Below are 16,923 nucleotides of genomic sequence, written 5' to 3'. Positions count from 1 at the left end.
GGTTGACTGGGGGGATGGAGAGCGGGGGATTGCGGCGGGCTTACGGTGCCCTGTTCGCGGAGGTCGACGCTGGCGGGTTCGGTCCGGCTCCGGAGGGGCAGCTCAGTGCCGAGCAGATCGTCGCGCATCTGGTCGCCAACGACGAGCTGATGATCCACGCCACCGAGGCGTTGCTGGCCGGTTCGCCGTTCGCCTACTACGAGTTGGAGGAGGACGTGCACCGCCCGCAGCTCGACGCGCTCGCCGCCGAGCAGGGTGGCCTGCGTGGCCTGACCGCGCTGCTGCACGGCACCAGCGACCGGCTGTGCGGGCTGGTCGACCAGCTCGGCCTGGCAGCGGAGACCCCGGTCGAGACGCACCTCCGCGAGGGCTTCGACCTCGTCGTCGACGAGCCACTGCCCTGGTCCCGCACCCTGGACCTGCACACCCGGGTGCACCTGCCGAAGCACCAGTCCCAACTGCACCTGCTCCGGTCCTGAGCGGCGGCGGTACGGGCGGCGGCTGTTCAGTGTGACCCGGCACGGGTGCCGTGGTCCATTGAGCGTGATGTCTGTGAGTCATCTTGATGACCCACAGTCATCACGCCCGCAAGTAGTGCTGCACGGACCCGGAACGAAAGATCGAACGAGCCCTGCCCCGCGCCCATGCTCTCCGCGATCTTGCACTTCCTGCCCCCGCAATTATGGGCAAACCATGCATACGGGCGACCAAAAGTGCAAGATCGCGGGGTGCCGAGGGCGCGCGGGGGTGCGGCCCGGGGGTGCGGCCCGGGGGTGCGGCCCGGGGGTGCAGCGCGGGGGTGTGCGGGGTTGCGGTCAGGTCTTGATTAGTTCGGGGCGGGGGTGGAAGGTGCGGCGGTAGGTGGACGGGGCCACGCCGATGCGTTGGTGCAGTTGCTGGCGTAGGGCGGCGGTGGTGCCGAAACCGCAGCGGTGGGCGATCTGGTCGACGGTGAGGTCGGTCGTCTCCAGCAGCAGTCTCGCGTGGTCGGTGCGCTGGTGCAGCAGCCACTGCGCCGGGCTGAGGCCGGTCTCCGAACGGAAGCGTCGGGTGAAGGTGCGCACGCTCATCCGCGCCTGCTCGGCCAGGTCGCGCAGCGCGATCGGTTCGTGCAACCGCTGCCGCGCCCACTCCCGGGCTCCCGCCGTGCTGGTGTCGGTCGCCTTCGGCACCGGCTGCTCGATGTACTGCGCCTGACCGCCGTCGCGCCACGGCGGCATCACGCAGCGGCGGGCCGCCCGGTTGGCCACCTCGCTGCCGTGGTCGAGGCGGATGACGTGCAGGCAGAGGTCGATGCCGGCGGCGACTCCGGCCGAGGTGAGCACCCGGTCGTCGCCGACGAAGAGCACGCCCGGGTCGAGGTCCACCCGGTCGTGCAGGCGGCGGAACTGCTCGGCGTACGCCCAGTGGGTGGTCGCCCGCCGCCCGTCGAGGAGCCCGGCGGCGGCGAGCACGAACGCTCCGGTGCAGATCGACATGATCCGGGCACCCCGCTCGTACGCCGCGCGCAGCGCCTCGGTCACGTCCGGCTCGACGATGCCCGAGGACAGGACGGTGCCGTCGTGGATGCCGGGGACGATCACCGTGTCGGCGGTGTCGAGCAACGCCAGCCCGTGGTCGGGTAGCACCTGGAAGCCCGCGGTGCTGCGTACGGGCTGCCCACCCGGGGTGCACACCCGGACGTCGTAGAAGGGTGTCCCGTCAGTGGCCCGGGCCGTGCCGAAGACCTGGGACGGGGTGCCGAGGTCGAGGCCGACCACCTGATGCAGGGCGAGTACGGCGATCCGGTGCGGGCGATCGGTCATGGCCCGATTATTGCGCATGATGGCTTTCCGGCCACTCGTCGCCGTCAACGGCCCCGCTCAGACTTGTCGCGTGACCAAGAACCGCCGTCTGCATCCCGCCTGGTTGGTCGCCGCCGTTGCCTTCGTGGCGCTGGTCGGCGCGGCCGGGTTCCGCGCCACCCCGTCGGTGCTGCTGCACCCGCTGCACGAGGAGTTCGGCTGGCCGCTGGCCACGATCTCCGCGGCCGTCTCGGTCAACCTGCTGCTCTACGGGCTCACCGCGCCGTTCGCGGCCGCCCTGATGGACCGGTTCGGCATCCGCCGGGTGGTCTCGGTGGCGTTGCTGCTGGTCGCCGCGGGCAGCGGTCTGACGGTCTTCATGACCGCCAGTTGGCAGCTCCTGCTCTGCTGGGGTGTGCTGGTGGGGCTGGGCACCGGCTCGATGGCGCTGGCGTTCGTGGCCACCGTCACCGGCCGTTGGTTCGTGCACCGGCGGGGCCTGGTCACCGGAGTGCTGACCGCCGGCGGGGCGGCCGGGCAACTGGTGTTCCTGCCACTGATCGCCATCCTGGTACGCGATCACGGCTGGCGTACCGCCGCACTCGTGGTGGCCGCGGCGGCGCTGGCGGTCGTACCTCTGGTGGTGTGGCTGCTGCGCGAGCACCCGGCGGATCTCGGCCTGCCCGCCTACGGGGCGACCGAGGTCGTCGCGGCGCCGCCGGCGACCGGCGGCGCGGCGGCCCGGGCGATCGGCGCGCTGGCCACCGCGGCCCGGACCCGGCCGTTCTGGCTGCTGGCCGGAGGCTTCGCGATCTGCGGGGCGACCACGAACGGCCTGGTCGGTACCCACTTCGTGCCGGCCGCGCACGACCACGGCATGGCCCAGACCACGGCGGCCGGGTTGCTCGCCCTGGTGGGGCTCTTCGACATTGTCGGCACCATCGCCTCCGGCTGGCTCACCGACCGGGTGGACAGCCGGTTGCTGCTCGGCTTGTACTACGCGCTGCGCGGGTTGTCCCTGCTGGTGCTGCCGAGCCTCTTCTCCGGCACCGCCGAGCCGAGCATGCTGGTGTTCATCGTCTTCTACGGCCTGGACTGGGTGGCCACGGTGCCGCCGACGGTGGCGCTGTGCCGGGAGTACTTCGGTGGCGCCGGAGCTGTGGTGTTCGGCTGGGTGTTCGCCGCGCACCAACTGGGCGCGGCGGTCGCCGCCACCGGCGCGGGGCTGGTCCGGGACCGGCTGGGCGACTACGCGATGGCCTGGTATGTGGCGGGTGCGCTGTCGATCGGCGCCGCCGGGCTGTCGTTGCTGCTGCGCCGCCGACCGGGCCGAGCGGTGCCGGAGGCCGTGCTGGTCGCCGCGACCGCGCCCAGGGCGTGGAGGTTCCGGGGTTGAACCGCGCTGGACCTGACGGCCGCACGGGACGTGCGACGCGTCGGCCGGTCAGCTCACTGTCCACTGCTGGGCCGGCCGGCCGTCGCACTGTCGCTGCCGGATGTCATCGCCCGCCTCGACGGCGTCGTCGTCGGCCTGGGCGCACCTGTTGCTGTGCGCGGCGATGAGCAGGACCGCGCTGGTGTCGGTCCCGCCGAACCGCCACTGCTGGTTGGCCCCACCGTGGCAGGGGAACTGCAGCAACCGCGCTCCGTCGTCCTGACTGCCACCCTCGACGTCGAGGCACTGCCCGTACGCGGCGTTCGTCAACGACAGCACGCCCGCGCCGGCCGGGCTGAGCACCCACTGCTGCTCCGGGGCGCCGGTGCACACGGCCAACTCGGCCCCGGCCTCCTTGCCGGCACCGTCGAGCCCCAGGCAGAGGCCCGAGGTGGCGCGCAGCACCCGGGGCCCGGTGGGCGGGGCGGCCGGCGTGCTGGCTGACGGAGTCGGCGACGGCTCGGCCGGTGCGGTCGGGCTCGGCTCGCCGGTCGGCGCGCTGGGCTGCGCCGCGCTGGACGGTGAAGCGACCGACGCCGGCACCGACGGCTCGCCGTCACCGTCGAGCAGCCCGGTGGCGAAGACGACCCCCAGGAGTACGCCGACGGCCCCGACCGCCACCGCGACCCGCAGCATCGGATCGGCCAGCGGGCCGGAGCGCGGTGCCCGGTGACCGCCGTAGACGGTGCCGGCGGGATCGGGGCGTTCCTCGGGCGCTGACATACGCGCCATCCTCACCCACGACGTCGCGCCGGAGCCAGCCCGGCGGTGCGGGGGTCGGCGAGGCTCAGCGGGTGGGCTGCTCGTCGGTGACGTCGGCCACCGTGGCGTCGAGGGCGGCGATCGCGGCGTCGGCGTCGATCGCGATGGCGAGACCCCGCTCGCCGGCGCCAAGGGTGATTTCCCGGCCGCGCAGCCGCTCGTCGGCGACCACCGGCCAGGCAGTGCTCGCGCCGAACGGGGTGATGGTGCCGCGTTCGTAGCCGGTGGCGGCCAGTGCGCCCGCCGCGTCCGGCATGGAGAGCCGGTGCACCCCGAGCAGGGCGCGCAGCTTGGGCCAGGAGATGACCCGGTCGCCGGGGGTGAGCACGAACAGGTGATCGTCTTCGCCGCGCCGGACCACGATTGTCTTGACCACGTCGGGGACGGTCACGCCCCGGGCGGCGGCGGCCTCCGCGAGGCTGCCGACGGCACCGTGGCTGACCAGCCGATACGGCAGTTGGGCGGCGTCCAGGGCGGTGATCGCTGGCGATGGCATGCCCGCCACGGTAGCCGTCGGGCCTGCCAGCGGACGGGAAACTGCCACGGCCGACATCCCACGGTTTCCAGAAGGCGAGCGTAAGGTGATCACATGCGCGCTGAGCGTGTGGATCACCCAATTGACCATGATCAAGCGGTGGACACGCTGCGGCGGTCGTACGCCGCGGTGCCCACTGGCGAGCCTGTCCGGCTGGCCAAACGCACCTCCAACCTGTTCCGCCCCCGGTCCGCTCCCCGGACTCCGGGGCTCGACGTGAGTGGCCTGAACGGCGTGCTGTCGGTCGACCCGGCCGGCCGCACCGCCGACGTGCAGGGCATGTGCACCTACGAGGACCTGGTCGACGCGACGCTGCCGCACGGCCTGATGCCGCTCGTGGTGCCGCAGTTGCGCACCATCACGCTGGGCGGCGCGGTGACCGGCCTCGGGATCGAGTCGACCTCGTTCCGCAACGGACTGCCGCACGAGTCCGTCCAGGAGTTGGACGTGCTCACCGGCTCCGGCGAGATCATCACCGCCCGACCCGACGGCGAGCACGCCGACCTGTTCACCGCGTTCCCCAACTCGCTGGGCAGCCTCGGGTACGCCACCCGGCTGCGCATCGAGCTGCAACCGGTCGGCCGGTACGTGGCGTTGCGCAACGTCCGGTTCACCCAACTGGAGGCGCTGACCGACGCGATCGCGGAGGTGACCGCCACCCGGTCCTGGGCCGGCGAACCGGTGGACGCGATGGACGGGGTGATGTTCAGCCCTGGCGAGGCGTACCTGGTCTTCGCCACGTTCACCGACGGGGCCGACCCGCCCAGCGACTACACCGGTCAGTCGATCTACTACCGGTCGCTGCGCCAGCGCACCCGCGACGTGCTCACCGCGTACGACTATCTGTGGCGCTGGGACACCGACTGGTTCTGGTGCTCGTCGGCGTTCGGCGCGCAGCACCCGGTCGTGCGCAGGCTCTGGCCGGCGCGTTACCGGCGCAGCGACTTCTACCACCGACTGGTCCGGTTGGAGCACCGCCACCAGGTGGCGGCCCGGATCGACCGGCTGCGCGGGCAGCCGGCCCGGGAGCGGGTCGTGCAGGACGTGGAGATCCCGCTGGACCGTACGGCCGACTTCCTGCGCTGGTTCGCCGGCGCGGTGGGAATGAACCCGGTGTGGCTGTGTCCGTTGCGACTGCGTGAGCCGGCGGGGCCCGGTTCGGCGCGGTCCTGGCCGCTGTATCCGCTGCGGCCCGGGCAGGACTACGTCAACATCGGGTTCTGGGGGAGCGTGCCGATCGCGCCGGGCGCCGCCGACGGCGACGTCAACCGCACGATCGAACGCAGGGTGTCGGAGTCGGGCGGGCACAAGTCGCTCTACTCCGATGCGTACTACGACCGGGACGCCTTCGATCGCCTCTACGGCGGCGACACGTGGCGCGCGGTGAAAGACCGCTACGACCCGGACCACCGGCTGACGGGACTGTACGAAAAGGCGGTAGCACGAGCATGAGCCTGACCGACAGAGATCAGGGGGCGGCGAGCGTCCCCGCCACCCCGCCGGCGGGGGGCCGGCAGACGGGTCCGACCGTCGCGGATGTCATCCGCGCGGTCACCACGGGGCCGTTGCCGGTGCGGATCACCGGGTACGACGGCAGCGCCGTCGGCCCGTCCGACGCCGGCATCACCCTGGCGATCCAATCCGAGCGTGGGCTTTCGTACCTGCTCACGGCGCCCGGCGACCTGGGCATGGCCCGTGCGTACGTCAGTGGTGACCTGGCGTTGCAGGGCGTGCACCCGGGTGACCCGTACGAGGCGTTGCGGGTGCTCAAGGACGAGCTGCGGTTACGCCCACCGTCGCTGGCCGAGGGGTTGGCGCTGGTCCGTGGGCTGGGCTGGGAGCGGCTGATGCCGCCGCCGGCACCGCCGCAGGAGGCGCAGCCCCGCTGGAAGCGGGTGATGAACGGGATGCGGCACTCGCGGGTGCGGGACAGCACAGCCATCTCGCACCACTACGACGTGTCGAACGCCTTCTACGAGAAGGTGCTGGGCCCGTCGATGACGTACACCTGCGCGGTGTTCCGGTCCCCGGACGACACGCTGGAGCAGGCCCAGGCGGCGAAGTACGACCTGGTCGCGGGCAAGCTGGCGCTGAAGAAGGGGATGCGGCTGCTGGATGTCGGGTGCGGCTGGGGTGGCATGGTGCGTCATGCGGCCCGCGAGTACGGCGTCAAGGCGCTCGGGGTGACCCTGTCGAAGGCGCAGGCGCAGTGGGCGCAGGCCGCGATCGAGCGGGAGGGGTTGACCGAGCTGGCGGAGGTGCGATACCTCGACTACCGGGACGCGCCGGCCGAGCAGTTCGACGCCATCTCCTCGATCGGGTTGACCGAGCACATCGGGGTGCGTAACTACCCGGCGTACTTCGGGGCGCTGCGCGGCCGGCTGCGGCAGGGTGGGCGGCTGCTCAACCACTGCATCACCCGTGCTGACAACCGCGCGCCGCACCGCTCGGGAGCGTTCATCGACCGGTACGTCTTCCCGGACGGTGAGCTGGCCGGTCCGGGTCGACTGGTCAGTGAGGTGCACGACGCCGGGTTCGAGGTGCACCACGAGGAGAACCTGCGCCAGCACTACGCGCTGACGCTGGCCGCCTGGTGTCGCAACCTGGTTGAGCACTGGGACTTCTGCGTCTCGGAGGTGGGCGCGGGCACCGCCCGGGTGTGGGGGCTCTACATGGCCGGGTCGCGGATGGCGTTCGAACGCAACGGCATCCAGCTGCACCAGGTGTTGGCCACCCACAACGGCCCGAACGGTGTGAGTGGCTACCCGCTGCGACCGGACTGGTTGCCCTGATCACCTGCTGACCGTCGCCTGAAGCCGCGTCGAAAGAAGTCGGCGCGGCTTCTCGCGAAGCGATTGACAAAGAAGTTTTGTACGTACAAACTGATTTTGCCATGAGAGACGTCCTGTACCTGGAGCAGATCGAGCAGGCCGAAGTCCTGCTCAAGCCGCATCGCGTCGAGGTGCTGCGGCAACTTGCCGAGCCGCGCACCTGCACCGAGGTCGCGGCCCGACTCGACCAGACGCCACAGCGCGTCTACTACCACGTCAAGCAGCTCGTCGCGGCTGGCCTCGTCGAGCTGGTCAACGAACGCAAGGTCCGCGGCATCACCGAAGGCATCTACCAGGCCGCCGCCCGCTCCTACTGGCTCTCCCCGCGACTCGTCGGCCGGATCGGCCTGCGACGGGCCCGCGACGAACTGAGCCTGGGCTACCTGCTCGACCTGATGGAGGAGGTCCAGGCCGACATCGCCGGCCTGGACCGGGCGGCACCCGAGCTGCCCTCGATCGGGGTCTCCGGCGAGATCCGGGTGCCGGCCGAGCAGCGTCAGCAGTTCCTGCACGACCTGCAAACCGCGCTTCAAGACCTGTTCACCCGCTACGGCGGCAGCGAAGGAGATGCCTTCAAGCTGGCCGTCGCCTGCTATCCGAAAGGGAACGACAATGAGTGAGCCGATGAAGGTCAAGGCCCGTCTCTCCGCGCCCGTCGGGCGCGTCCGCCAGGCCCTGACCGACCCGGCCGAGCTGCGTCTCTGGCTGGCCGAGCACGCCGAGGTCGAGCTGCCCCGGCGGTACGAGTTCTGGGGCCGTTACACGCCCGAGGGCGACGCCCCGCACCAGCGGCTGCTGCACGCCGACGACGACACGCTGCGCTTCGGCTGGCTGCTCGACGGCGTGGAGACCACCACCGAGTTCCAGTTGACCGCCGAGGGCGCCGACAGCACGGTGCTCACGCTCACCCAGAGCCACTTCGACTTCGCCGAGGCGATGAGCGGCTCCACCATCCGGGGCGTGCTCCAGACGTACTGGGCGCTGTCCATCGCCAACCTGGCCGCCCACCTGGAGGGCAAGCCACTGCTGCCCCGCACCGACTTCACTTCCGCCGACCTGCGGGGCGAGCTGGTCATCGCCGCCCCCGCCGACAAGGTGTGGGAGTCGCTGACCGACTCCGAGCAGGCCAGTGCCTGGTTCGGCTACCCGATCGGCATCGAGCCCTGGGTCGGCGGTCGGTACGCCATGGGCGGCTTCGAGACCGGTTACGCGGCGAAGGTCGTCGACCTGGAGCCCGGCCGCCGGATGTCCGTCGACTGGGGGCCGACCGGCGTGACGAGCTGGGAGCTGGCCGAGTCCGGTGGCCGGACCACGCTGACCTTCGTGCAGAGCGGCTTCGACGAGGCCAACCCGCCGTACGCGGCCTGGAGCGGGTCGGTTGCCGGGCTGTTCGAGCTGCGCCGCTTCCACGAGATGCGGAACTGGCAGCCGATCTGGCTCTCCGAGGAGATCCCCGGCCTGGAGCCCGCGCCGGCAGGCTGACAGCCGCACGGTGGTCGCGTCACCGTGATCGTCATGCGTTGATCGCCCGCCTTGATCGTGCTCGATCAGGGATGTAGTGGCCTCGTTCGCCCCGGAGGCCACTACATCCAGGATCGAGCACGATCTTGTACGTCCGTCGCCCGGCTTTCCCTGATCTGCTGCCGGGATCTGGTGACTTTTCGCGGTTGGGTGGGTACTGGCTGGCGATGTTCTTCATCTTTGGTCTGCGTACCAAGGTCGACCGGTCCGGTGTCGTGCAGCAGGTCTGCCGCCACTGCGGCAACCAGGCCGCGCAGGTGATCACCCGCCGCTCGACGAAATTCACCCTCTTCTTCATTCCCCTCATCCCGATCCGCACCCGGTACGCGCAGCAGTGCACGTTCTGCGGGGCGGAGTACGAGGTTGCCAGGTCCGACGCCGAGCGCCTCCCGGTCGGCTGATCCGACGATGGAACGCTTCCTCTGCTGGCTGATCGGTCGACAGACGTCCTCGGTCGACGTGGCTGTGCACACCGTTGCCCGCCCGCCCTGCACCCCCGGCCGGCGTAGACGCCGCCGCGCACGCCGTCCGTTGGCCGGCACCGCCTTGCCCCGTTCACCCTGGAACCGATCTGCTGGCCGCTGACCGGAAGCCGGAGCCGCAGCGGGGTGAACGTTCGGCTCTGGCGGCCTTTCTGGGCGCTGGTTAGGCTTTCGGGGTTTGCCGTGGACCGGCGCCGCCGAGGGTGCACGCACGACGAAAGAGCCGGAGCGACCGTGTCCCGACAGGACGGAAAGCAGGCTGCGGGGACGCTGAACCCCGCCGGTGCTTTCGTCGCGGCTGCCGTCATCCTGCTGGAGGCGGGCTGGCTGTTTGCCGCGTTGCCCGGTGCCGCGCTGGTCAGTGACCTCGGTGGGATGCTGGTGGCCGGCTGGGCGACACTCGCGTGCGTCGGGGTGGCCCGTCGGCATCCTGCGCCGCTGCGCCGGTTCTGGACGCTGCTCGCTCTCACCATGGGGCTGGCCGCGATCGGTCGGGCGATCTGGACGGCGCAGCGGCTCGTCGGCGGTGACCTGCCGCACACGCCGGTGGTCGGGGTGGTCTTCACCGCGGGCATCCTCACCGGCACTGCCGCGCTGCTCAGCTCGCCGTCCGCACCGAGGACCGCGGTGGGGCGGGCCCGTACGTTGCTGGACGGGGTGATCGTCGCCCTGGCCCTGGTGCCGATCGGTTGGGTGCTGGTCTTCCGTGGGGTCGCCGCCGCCGAGCTGGCCGACCCGGCGCGCACGCTGGGGCTGCTCTACCCGATGTTCGACCTGATGCAGCTCACCATCCTGGTCGCGGTCTCCGGGCCGGCCCGGCCGATGTGGCGGCCGATGACGATCCTCGCGGCGAGCCTCACCCTGCGGGTCGTCGCCGACGTCGTCTACGTGTCGCTGGTCGCCCGCGCCGACTACACCGCCGGTCACCCGATCGACCTGTGCTGGCCGTTGAGCTACCTGCTGATCGGCCTGGCCACCCGGAACCCGCCGCCACCGGACTGCGACGGCACCGACGACACCGCCGAGTCGCCGCTGCCGCCCTGGTGGCGGGTCGCGCTGCCGTACCTGCCGGTGGGTGGGGCGATCTTCGCGGTGGTGCTGGCCCGTCGGCCCACCGGGCAGACCCCGCAGCTGGTGTTCGTGACCATGATGGTGTTGCTGGCCGCCCTCGCCGTCCGGCAGGGGCTGGCGGCCAACGAGAACCTGCGGTTGGTGGCCCGGCTGCGCCGGCTCGCGTACGGCGACCAGCTCACCGGGCTGCCCAACCGGCTGTTGTTCAACCGGCGGCTGCGCCTGGCCCTGCGCGACGGGCGACCGGTGGCGGTGCTGCTGCTCGACCTGGACGGGTTCAAGCAGGTCAACGACCGGTTCGGGCATGCCACCGGTGACACCCTGCTGACCGGGCTGGCGGCCCGGATGCACACTGCCGTGAACGGCGACGGCACCATCGCCCGGCTCGGCGGTGACGAGTTCGCCGTGCTTGTCGACGGCGACCGGCCGGTGTCACCCGAACGGCTCGCCGAGCGGCTGTTGGACGCGTTGCGGCCGTCCGACGACGAGGAGGACGTCGGGGTGCACCCGTCGGCGAGCATCGGTATCGCCGAGTACGGCCCGCAGCACGCCTCCCACAGTGACCTGCTGCGCGACGCCGACATCGCCATGTACGCGGCCAAGGCGGCCGGGAAGTCCGCGTACCGCACGTGCACGGCGGCGTTGCGCGAGTCGGCCGTCTCCCGCGCCGAGTTGATCGCCGACCTGCGCCGCGCTGTCGACGAGGACCAGTTGCACCTGGAGTTCCAACCCATCGTCGACCTGACCACCGGTGCGGTGCGCAGCGCCGAGGCGCTGGTGCGCTGGCGGCATCCCCGGCTGGGGATGTTGTCGCCGTCGAGGTTCCTGCCGCTGGCCGAGGAGACCGGGCTGATCCTGCCGATCGACCGTTGGGTGATCCACGAGGCGTGCCGGGCAGCCGCCACCTGGCGGGGCCGGATGCCGGAGGCGACGGTAGCGGTGAACATCGCCGCCGCGCACCTGCGTCGGCCGGATCTGATCGCCACGGTCACCGCGGCGACCAGCGCCGCCGGGTTGGCACCACGGGCGTTGACACTGGAGTTGACCGAGTCGGCGTTGATCGAGGGCACCGAGGCGGTGCTGGAGCGGCTGCACCAACTGCGGGAGTTGGGCATCCGGATCGCCATCGACGACTTCGGCACCGGCTATTCGTCGTTGAGCTACCTGCACCGCATTCCGGCCACCGAGCTGAAGATCGACAGGTCGTTCGTGGCCCGACTGGGCACCGACGACCGGGCGTACGCGACGGTGGAGATGGTCACCCGCCTGGCCGGCGCGTTCGACCTGGCGGTGGTCGCCGAGGGGGTGGAGACCGAGCGTCAGCACGAGGCGGTCACCGCGATCGGCTGCCCACGGGGCCAGGGCTATCTGTACGGGCGGCCGGACGGCCCCGCCATGGTGGGCCAGAATCAGAGTTGACTCTCACGTAGCGGCAGGCAGGAGCCTGGTTCCCGGAAGGGAGGGGGACCATGGCGTACACGGTGGGTCAGGTGGCGAAGGTGGCCGGCGTGACGGTGCGGACGCTGCACCACTACGACGAGATCGGGTTGCTCTCGCCCAGCGGGCGCACCTCGGCGGGTTACCGCCGCTACGACGACGCGGACCTGCAACGGCTGCAGCTCGTCCTGTACTACCGGGAGCTTGGTTTCCCGCTTGAGGAGATCACCGCGATCATCGACGACCCGGCGGCCGATCCGGCCGCGCACCTGCGCCGGCAGCACGAACTGCTGACGGTACGGCTCAAGCGGTTGCAGGAGATGGTCACGGCGATCGAGTTCGCGATGGAGGCGAGCAAGATGAACATCCAACTCACGCCGGAGGAGCGGTTCGAGGTCTTCGGCGACGTCGACCCGGAGCAGCACGAGGCCGAGGCCGAGCGGCGCTGGGGTGACACCGACGCGTACCGGGAGTCGAACCGTCGGGCCTCCCGCTACGGCAAGGACGACTGGCTGCGGATCAAGGCGGAGAACGAGGACTGGGGTCGGCGGATCGTCGCGCTGATGGCCTCGGGCGTGCCGGCGGACAGTCCGGAGGTGATGGACCTGGCCGAGGAGCACCGGCAGCTCATCAGCCGCTGGTTCTACGAGTGCTCGTACGAGATGCAGACCGGGTTGGCCGACATGTACCTGGCCGACGAGCGGTTCACCGCGTACTACGAGAACATCGCCGCGGGCCTGGCCGCGTATCTGCACGAGGCGATCCACGCCAACGCGATCAGCCGGGCGTGACGACGGGCGGTCCGGCTAGTCTGGCCGGACCGCACCGCCCGGGGGAGATGACAGTGCCGAAACCGAAGCTGATCGCCGTTGTCGCCGTGCTCGTGGTGGCGGTCGGTGCCGGGGCGTGGGCGCTGGTCGCCGCCGGCGACGACGACCCGGGCCCGGGTCGTCCGGCGGCGTCGGCGAGCGCCGACCCGGTCGGTGTGTTGAAGGCCGCCGCCGCGAAGGCCGACGAGCAGCCGTACAAGCTGACGGTCGGCACCGGCGGCACGGACGGGGACGCGACTGTGCTGCTCTGGGACCCGAAGGCGAAGCGTGGTCTGGAGACCACCTCGCTGAAGGTGCCCACCGGTGTGGTGAAGATCGAGCGGTTGACCACCGGGCCGGACGTGTACGTGCGGGTCACCGCCCCGGACCGCCGCGTCCCGGTCTGGGACGGCAAGACCTGGTGGCACGTCGGCAAGGCGGGTGCCCCGGCGGCCAAGCAGGGCCTGGACAACACCCGGCTGGCCAGCACGCTGGGCGCGCCGACGGGGGTCCGGCTGACCGCCGAGCGGGAGTACGCGGGCACGCTGGACCTGCGTCAGAGCGGCGCGGTGCTGGGCAGCGGCGTTGGCAACGTGCTGGGTGACCGGGCGGGGGCGGTCCCGTTCACCGCCGCCGTGGACGAGCAGGGTCGGCTGGTCCGCTACCGCATCGAGTTGGCCAGTGAGCAGTCGCAGACCGCCCAGCTCGACCTGACGTACTCGGATTTCGGGCTGCCGGTGTCGGCGGACCCGCCGGCGGCCGACCTGGTGGGCGAGGACCCGCCGGCGAACATTCCCGGCGCCTGAGGGCGGCTCATTCCTCGACCGCCCCCTCGGTGGGGGTGACCAGGAAGTCGTAGACGGTGCGGGCCATCCGCCGGACCGTCTCGTCGCCGGTGGCCATGGGGCCGGCGGTGAGGAACGCGACGGCGGTTTCGGTGCCGGGGATCAGGTAGTAGCCGACGTCGTGTGAGGCGTCCGGCAGGTCACCGGTCTTGTGGGCCACCGGCACGCCGGGCGGCAACGCCGCCGGGATCTTCGTGTTCAGGGTCTGCTCCCGCATGAAGCCGATCATCAGGTCGCGGGAGGCGGGGGTGAGGATCTCGCCGTCCCAGACCGCGCCGAGCAGTGACACCACGTCGTCCGGGCTGGTGTAGTTCTCCTCGCCGCGTTGCGCCGCCGCGCTGTCGAGCATCCGCCGGGCCAGGATGGTGGACCGCTGGTTCATCGAGTCGATCAGCGCGTTGACCGGGGCGAACCCACCCAGGTAGGTGATCAGCACGTTCGCGGCCACGTTGTCGCTGTACTTGATCAGGTACTGGGCGAGCCGGTGCACTGTGACCACCTGCGGGAACGTCTCGAACTGCAGTTGGCCGGTGCCGCCGACCACGTCCTCCGGGGAGACCAGCACACCCTCGTCGAGGAATACCTGTCCACAGTCGACCCGACGTAGCAGCTCGACGAGGATCCACAGCTTGATGACGCTTGCCGCCTTGGGGCGCAGCGAGCCGTTGACGGCGATCTGCTGGTCGCCGTAGCGGCCGGACAGGTCGCGCACCGTGACCCCGGCCGGGTTGAGGCTCGCGTCGGCGACGACCCGGGCGAGCTGGCCGCTGAGCGGGAACAGCCGGGCCCCGGCGACCGGGTCGGTGGGTGGCTGCGGGCTGGTCACCACCACTCCGGTCAGCGTCGTCGGCGGGCGGTGCCGCTGGATCACCTCCAGCGTGCCCTCGCTGCGCCCGACCAGCGGCACCCGGTAGCGGTAGGCGGTACCGCCGACGACGACAGCGCCGCTGGCCACCCCGGCGGCGACCCGCATGCCCGGGTCGGCGACCCGACCGGTGTCGCCGTCGCAGGCGCGGTAGCGCACCGTGTGCCCGAGCGAGTCCACTGCGAACACCCCGCCGGGAAACGACAGCCAGGACACCTCACTGGTCGGCGGGCGCTCCGGCGTCGGGTCCACCCCGGGTTCGTGGCTCTCCGCGACGGGCGCGCGGCCCGGGCCGTCCGCGGTGGCCGGCCCGGTCGTCGCGAGCACCGCGAGCGCGACCGCCGCCGTCAACACCTTCAGGGGTACGCGGGCAGAGTTCCCCAGCAGGGAAGATGAGCGCTTCTTGTCGCTTTTTCTCACGTTTGCACGATATGAAGCGCCGGGGGCGGGTGGGACCGGCGGGACCGGAGTCACCCGTCCGGGCGGCAATGTCCCCCTCCGCGGTGGCCCGCAGGTATAACTGTGACCCACAGGTAATCACCGCTTTGCTCTGCACCCGCCGATGCGCCGGTTACGGACCGTGCCTGGCGCACGGGCGGGTGAAGAGCAAAGGTCAGCCACTCAGGCACTCACCCCGGAGGACCCGTGCTGATCATCGCCGGCAGCCTGACTGTCGAACCGGCCACCCGCGAGGCGTACCTGTCCGACTGCGAACAGGTCATCGCACGGGCGCGCGCCACCGCCGGCTGCCTCGACTTCCTGCTGGCGGCCGACCCGTTGGAGCCCGGCCGGATCCATGTCTACGAACGCTGGGAGTCACCAGAGCAGTTGGCCGCGTTCCGGGGCTCCGGGCCGGACGACGCGCAGGAGGTCGCCATCCTCGACGCCGACGTGCGGCGCTACCTGATCTCCGGGGTCGAGGCGCCCTGACCCGGCACCCGGTTACGCCGACGGTTCGGGGCCGGTGGGCAGGCCGGGTGCCATCCGGCGGATCGAGGTGAAGGTCGGCGTGAGGGCCTCGTACAGCTCGGCGAAGAGCGGCAGCAGCGCCGCGTAGGTGGCCGCGGCGGCCGGGTCGGGGCGGACCGTCTCCTCGATCCGCACCAGGTCGGCGGCGAGGTCGATGCTGGGGATCAGCCCGAGCGCCTCCATGCCGAGCAGCGCCGCCCCGAAGCTCGACCCCTCGTGCGCGGCCGGGAAGCTCACCGGCAGGCCGAGGGCGTCGGCCAGCATCTGCCGCCACAGGCCGCTGCGGGCGAAGCCGCCACCGGCCCGGACCTCCCGGACCTCGTTGCCGGCCGCGCGTACCGAGCTGAGCACCAGCGCGAGCTGTTGGCAGACGCCCTCCAACGCGGCCCGCACCAGGTGCTCGCGGCGGTGGGCGTGGGTCAGCCCCACGTACGCTCCGCGCGGGAGGGCGCTCCAGTGTGGTGCCCGTTCGCTGTGCAGGTACGGCAGCATGATGAGCCCACCTGAGCCGACCGGCGCGCGGGCCGCCAGGGCGACCAGGTCCTCCTCGGAGTGCTCGCCCAGGTCCGGGGCGAGCGCCGCGCCGGCCCACTTGAGCACGATGCCGCCGTTGTTGATCGCGCCACCGACCGCCCAGCGATGCTCGGTCAGCGCGTAGCAGAACACCCCGCCGAGCGGGTCCACGCCGGGCCGCTCGACCATCACCCGCATCGCGCCGCTGGTGCCGATCGAACAGGCCACCATGCCCGGGTGCACGGCTCCCAGACCCAGGTTCGCCAGTGGCCCGTCGCCAGCGCCGACCACCACCGGGGTGCGCTGCGGCAGGCCGGTCTCGGCCGCGGCCTGCGGGGTGAGGTTCGGGAGCACGGCGGTGGTGGCGACGAGCTGCGGGAGCTGTTCCTGGGTGATGCCGGCGATGGTCAGCGCCTCGTGGTCCCACTTCAGCTCGTGGATGTCGAGCAGGCCGGTGGCCGAGGCGATCGAGTGGTCGATGACCAGTACGCCGCAGAGCCGCAGCAGCACCCACTCCTTGATGCCCACCCAGTGCGCCACCCGCTCGAAGAGTTTCGGCTCCTGCTCGGCGAACCAGAGCAGCTTGGGCAGCGGCGACATCGGATGCATCGGTGTGCCGGTGCGCCGGTGCAGGGCCAACCCCGACGGCACCGCCCGCAACCGTTCGGCCTGCCGCGTGGACCGCGAGTCGGCCCAGGTCACCGACGGGGTGAGCGGATTGCCGTCCCGGTCCAACCCGATCAGGCTGTGCATCGCGGAGCCGAACGACAGCCCGGCCACCGGCTGGACCAGCTCCGCCACGACCATGCTGATCGACTTGAGCACCGCGTCGAGGATGAGCTGTGGGTCCTGCTCGGCGTAGCCGGGTTGCGGGTTGTTCAGCGGGTAGCCGACCAGGTGACTGCCGAGCTGCCGCCCGTCGGTGTCGTACGCGACGGCCTTCGTGCTGGTGGTGCCGATGTCGACCCCGATCACGACCCCGAGCAGCGTGACTGCCGGCACGACCGTCACCCCCTCGGAGAACATGAACGTCGGCATCAGTATCCCCCTATCGTGCTGGTTGC

16 protein-coding genes are annotated in these 16,923 nt (G+C 71.4%); 11 read left to right on the top strand and 5 right to left on the bottom strand.

The genetic code is table 11. The annotated features are described in order from the left end of the window. The first annotated feature begins 14 nt into the window (after nucleotides 1–14). Entirely contained in the window at nucleotides 15–479 is a 465-nt protein-coding gene (locus tag ACLQ3F_RS22535) for a hypothetical protein (protein WP_355005532.1), read from the top strand. 336 nt (nucleotides 480–815) lie between these two features. Here ACLQ3F_RS22535 and ACLQ3F_RS22530 read toward each other — a convergent pair whose 3' ends face one another. Further along, the gene (locus ACLQ3F_RS22530; RefSeq protein ID WP_425851231.1) at nucleotides 816–1,823 is read right to left on the bottom strand and encodes a GlxA family transcriptional regulator; all 1,008 of its coding nucleotides are present in this window, start codon (nucleotides 1,821–1,823) and stop codon (nucleotides 816–818) included. A gap of 1 nt (nucleotide 1,824) precedes the next feature. Here ACLQ3F_RS22530 and ACLQ3F_RS22525 point away from each other — a divergent pair, with 1 nt between their 5' ends. Continuing rightward, the gene (locus ACLQ3F_RS22525; RefSeq protein ID WP_425851229.1) at nucleotides 1,825–3,180 is read left to right on the top strand and encodes an MFS transporter; all 1,356 of its coding nucleotides are present in this window, start codon (nucleotides 1,825–1,827) and stop codon (nucleotides 3,178–3,180) included. 48 nt (nucleotides 3,181–3,228) lie between these two features. Here the strand turns inward: ACLQ3F_RS22525 and ACLQ3F_RS22520 are convergent, their stop codons facing one another. Continuing rightward, a complete protein-coding gene (locus ACLQ3F_RS22520) occupies nucleotides 3,229–3,942 on the bottom strand; it encodes an RICIN domain-containing protein (RefSeq protein WP_425851227.1) in 714 nt (237 codons plus the stop codon). A 64-nt stretch (nucleotides 3,943–4,006) separates the two neighbouring features. Then, nucleotides 4,007–4,477: an aminoacyl-tRNA deacylase gene (locus tag ACLQ3F_RS22515; RefSeq protein WP_355005528.1), complete on the bottom strand. Its 471-nt coding sequence runs from the start codon at nucleotides 4,475–4,477 to the stop codon at nucleotides 4,007–4,009. 93 nt (nucleotides 4,478–4,570) lie between these two features. On the opposite strand from ACLQ3F_RS22515, the gene ACLQ3F_RS22510 reads away from it, so the two are divergent. From ACLQ3F_RS22510 to ACLQ3F_RS22475, 8 genes are all read left to right on the top strand, one after another. Further along, nucleotides 4,571–5,968, top strand: coding sequence for an FAD-binding oxidoreductase (locus ACLQ3F_RS22510; RefSeq protein ID WP_357204300.1), 1,398 nt, complete (start codon nucleotides 4,571–4,573; stop codon nucleotides 5,966–5,968). After that, the gene (locus tag ACLQ3F_RS22505; protein ID WP_425851223.1) at nucleotides 5,965–7,308 is read left to right on the top strand and encodes a class I SAM-dependent methyltransferase; all 1,344 of its coding nucleotides are present in this window, start codon (nucleotides 5,965–5,967) and stop codon (nucleotides 7,306–7,308) included. Before ACLQ3F_RS22510 ends, ACLQ3F_RS22505 begins: the two co-directional genes overlap by 4 nt. A gap of 101 nt (nucleotides 7,309–7,409) precedes the next feature. Beyond that, the gene (locus ACLQ3F_RS22500) at nucleotides 7,410–7,967 is read left to right on the top strand and encodes an ArsR/SmtB family transcription factor (protein ID WP_355005525.1); all 558 of its coding nucleotides are present in this window, start codon (nucleotides 7,410–7,412) and stop codon (nucleotides 7,965–7,967) included. After that, entirely contained in the window at nucleotides 7,960–8,829 is an 870-nt protein-coding gene (locus ACLQ3F_RS22495) for an SRPBCC family protein (protein WP_425851221.1), read from the top strand. Before ACLQ3F_RS22500 ends, ACLQ3F_RS22495 begins: the two co-directional genes overlap by 8 nt. Nucleotides 8,830–9,035: 206 nt before the next feature. Beyond that, entirely contained in the window at nucleotides 9,036–9,269 is a 234-nt protein-coding gene (locus ACLQ3F_RS22490; RefSeq protein ID WP_357228558.1) for a zinc-ribbon domain-containing protein, read from the top strand. A 315-nt stretch (nucleotides 9,270–9,584) separates the two neighbouring features. Next, the gene (locus ACLQ3F_RS22485; protein ID WP_425851219.1) at nucleotides 9,585–11,840 is read left to right on the top strand and encodes a putative bifunctional diguanylate cyclase/phosphodiesterase; all 2,256 of its coding nucleotides are present in this window, start codon (nucleotides 9,585–9,587) and stop codon (nucleotides 11,838–11,840) included. A gap of 50 nt (nucleotides 11,841–11,890) precedes the next feature. Further along, entirely contained in the window at nucleotides 11,891–12,649 is a 759-nt protein-coding gene (locus ACLQ3F_RS22480; RefSeq protein ID WP_425851217.1) for a MerR family transcriptional regulator, read from the top strand. 53 nt (nucleotides 12,650–12,702) lie between these two features. After that, entirely contained in the window at nucleotides 12,703–13,473 is a 771-nt protein-coding gene (locus ACLQ3F_RS22475) for a hypothetical protein (RefSeq protein ID WP_425851215.1), read from the top strand. Between the two features lie 7 nt (nucleotides 13,474–13,480). Here ACLQ3F_RS22475 and ACLQ3F_RS22470 read toward each other — a convergent pair whose 3' ends face one another. Further along, entirely contained in the window at nucleotides 13,481–14,797 is a 1,317-nt protein-coding gene (locus ACLQ3F_RS22470) for a serine hydrolase (protein WP_425851213.1), read from the bottom strand. 225 nt (nucleotides 14,798–15,022) lie between these two features. Here ACLQ3F_RS22470 and ACLQ3F_RS22465 point away from each other — a divergent pair, with 225 nt between their 5' ends. Continuing rightward, the gene (locus ACLQ3F_RS22465; protein WP_387354036.1) at nucleotides 15,023–15,307 is read left to right on the top strand and encodes a putative quinol monooxygenase; all 285 of its coding nucleotides are present in this window, start codon (nucleotides 15,023–15,025) and stop codon (nucleotides 15,305–15,307) included. Nucleotides 15,308–15,319: 12 nt separating this feature from the next. On the opposite strand, the gene ACLQ3F_RS22460 is transcribed toward ACLQ3F_RS22465, so the two are convergent. After that, nucleotides 15,320–16,897, bottom strand: a complete 1,578-nt coding sequence (locus ACLQ3F_RS22460; protein WP_425851211.1) for a gluconokinase — start codon at nucleotides 16,895–16,897, stop codon at nucleotides 15,320–15,322. Between the last annotated feature and the right edge of the window lie 26 nt (nucleotides 16,898–16,923).

The organism is Micromonospora sp. DT15 (assembly GCF_049841475.1).
GTDB lineage: Bacteria > Actinomycetota > Actinomycetes > Mycobacteriales > Micromonosporaceae > Micromonospora.
Note: the sequence above shows the minus strand (reverse complement) of the source record. Positions and strands in the feature narration are given on the sequence as shown.